The 2466-nt window shown below is 69.0% G+C and carries 1 protein-coding gene and 2 pseudogenes; all 3 read left to right on the forward strand.

Going from position 1 to position 2466, the window contains the following annotated elements; genetic code table 11:
- Positions 1-937, forward strand: a pseudogene (locus CCN44_RS37570) (FtsK/SpoIIIE domain-containing protein); the annotation flags it as partial.
- Positions 938-1218: 281 nt separating this feature from the next.
- On the forward strand, positions 1219-1962 hold the full coding sequence (locus tag CCN44_RS37575; RefSeq protein ID WP_167404074.1) for a helix-turn-helix domain-containing protein: 744 nt from the start codon (positions 1219-1221) through the stop codon (positions 1960-1962).
- A 93-nt stretch (positions 1963-2055) separates the two neighbouring features.
- Positions 2056-2466, forward strand: a pseudogene (locus CCN44_RS37580) (30S ribosomal protein S12 methylthiotransferase RimO); the annotation flags it as partial.

Consider the following 2466-nt stretch of genomic DNA (forward strand, 5'->3'; position numbering starts at 1 on the left):
CCACCGGTTCCGGCAAGTCGTCCTGCATCAACTGCCTGATCACCTCGGTCATGATGCGGGCGACCCCGGAGGACGTCCGGATGATCCTGGTCGACCCCAAGCGCGTCGAGCTGACCGCCTACGAGGGCATCCCGCACCTGATCACGCCGATCATCACCAACCCCAAGCGGGCCGCCGAGGCGCTGCAATGGGTGGTCCGCGAGATGGACCTCAGGTACGACGACCTGGCCGCCTACGGCTACCGGCACATCGACGACTTCAACCGCGCGGTGCGCGAGGGCAAGGTCAAGCCGCCCGAGGGCAGCGAGCGTGAGCTGCAGCCGTACCCGTACCTGCTGGTGATCGTGGACGAGCTGGCGGACCNNACCTGGTGCTCGCCACCCAGCGCCCGTCGGTCGACGTGGTCACCGGTCTGATCAAGGCGAACGTGCCCTCCCGGCTGGCCTTCGCCACCTCCTCGCTCGCCGACTCCCGGGTCATCCTCGACCAGCCCGGCGCCGAGAAGCTGATCGGCAAGGGCGACGGCCTGTTCCTGCCGATGGGGGCGAACAAGCCGACCCGTATGCAGGGCGCGTTCGTGACCGAGGAGGAGGTCGCGGCCGTCGTCCGGCACTGCAAGGACCAGATGGCGCCCGTCTTCCGGGACGACGTCACCGTGGGCAGCAAGCAGAAGAAGGAGATCGACGAGGACATCGGCGACGACCTCGACCTGCTGTGCCAGGCGGCCGAACTGGTCGTCTCCACGCAGTTCGGGTCGACCTCCATGCTCCAGCGCAAGCTCCGCGTCGGCTTCGCCAAGGCCGGGCGGCTCATGGACCTCATGGAGTCCCGCAACATCGTGGGGCCGAGCGAGGGTTCGAAGGCACGTGACGTTCTGGTGAAACCCGACGAGCTGGACGGTGTACTCGCCGTGCTTCGTGGGGAGTCCGAGGGGTGAGGGACGCGGGGCCGTTCGGCGGACACGGTGTACGCCGGGTGGCGGCACGGCCGTGATCCACCCGTTAGAGAGCGGTGAGCAACCGTTTCCCTTTGTCGTACGTCCAGTTGAGCGAAAGGACAGCTAGGCATCCCATCATGGGGTACCTGCCTGTCAAACCATCGGATTGTCCGGCCATTCCGTTGGCGTACAAAGTCCTACCGTCCGGTTGCCCCACCCTTTCGTACCCCCCCTAGACTGAGCTTCCAGCACAGGTGGCTACACGCTCGAAAGGCGCCCCCGTGTCCATCGGCAATCCCCCTGAAGACGAGCGTCCGTTCCGAGACGAGTCCCAGGAAGCCCGACCCTCCGTGGGCCGCGCCCTCCAGCAGGCGCGGATCGCGGCCGGGCTCACCGTGGACGACGTCAGCAATGCCACTCGTGTCCGTATCGCCATCGTGCACGCCATCGAGGCGGACGATTACACCCCCTGCGGCGGCGACGTGTACGCCCGCGGGCACATCCGCACGCTGGCCAGGGCCGTCCGCCTCGAGCGGCGCGGCCCGAACTGGACCGCGGCGATGGTCGCCGCGATCGTCGTCGTCATCGGGTTCGTCGGGTTCACCGCGTTCAAGGGCGGCGACACCTCCGGCGACTCGAAGTCGCAGGTCGCCGAGGGCACCCCGCCCACCGTCGGACAGTCCGCCTCGCCCACGCCGACCAAGAACAAGCCCGCCGAGCCGACCGGCGAGCCCTCCGACAGCGCCATCGCCGCCGCACCCCAGGACAAGGTGACCGTCCAGGTGAGCGCGGCCAACGGCCGCAGCTGGATCTCGGCCAAGGACCACAACGGCCGGATGCTCTTCGACGGGCTGCTGAAGAAGGGCCAGTCCAAGACCTTCCAGGACAACTCCAAGATCAATCTGATCCTCGGCGACGCGGGCGCGATCGAGCTGTACGTCAACGGCAAGAAGATCGAGGACACCTTCCAGCCCGGCGCCGTGGAGCGCCTGACGTACACGAAGGGCGACCCCGTGGCGGGCTGACGGGCGCGGCGGGACGGATGTGTGACGGAGTCGGCCGCCATCGGCCAACCCCGTCGACGTGGGCCGTCAGTGAGACAAAGTAGTCTTGAGCCCATGCCTGAACGCCGTACCGTCGCACTCGTCACTCTCGGCTGCGCTCGTAACGAGGTGGATTCCGAGGAGCTCGCAGGCCGTTTGGAGGCGGACGGCTGGCAGCTCGTCGAGGACGCCGCGGACGCCGACGTCGCCGTNNGAGGCGCTGCCCGAGGCCGACGGCGTGCTCGGCTTCGACGACTACACGGACATCTCCGACCGCCTGCAGACCATCCTGTCCGGCGGTATCCACGCCTCCCACACCCCGCGGGACCGGCGCAAGCTGCTGCCGATCAGCCCGGCCGAGCGCCAGGAGTCGGCCGCATCGGTCGCGCTGCCCGGGCACGGCCCCGCCGATCTCCCCGAGGGCGTCGCGCCCGCCTCAGGCCCCCGCGCGCCGCTGCGCCGCCGGCTGGACGGCTCCCCGGTCGC

The organism is Streptomyces tricolor (genome assembly GCF_002155905.1).
GTDB lineage: Bacteria > Actinomycetota > Actinomycetes > Streptomycetales > Streptomycetaceae > Streptomyces > Streptomyces tricolor.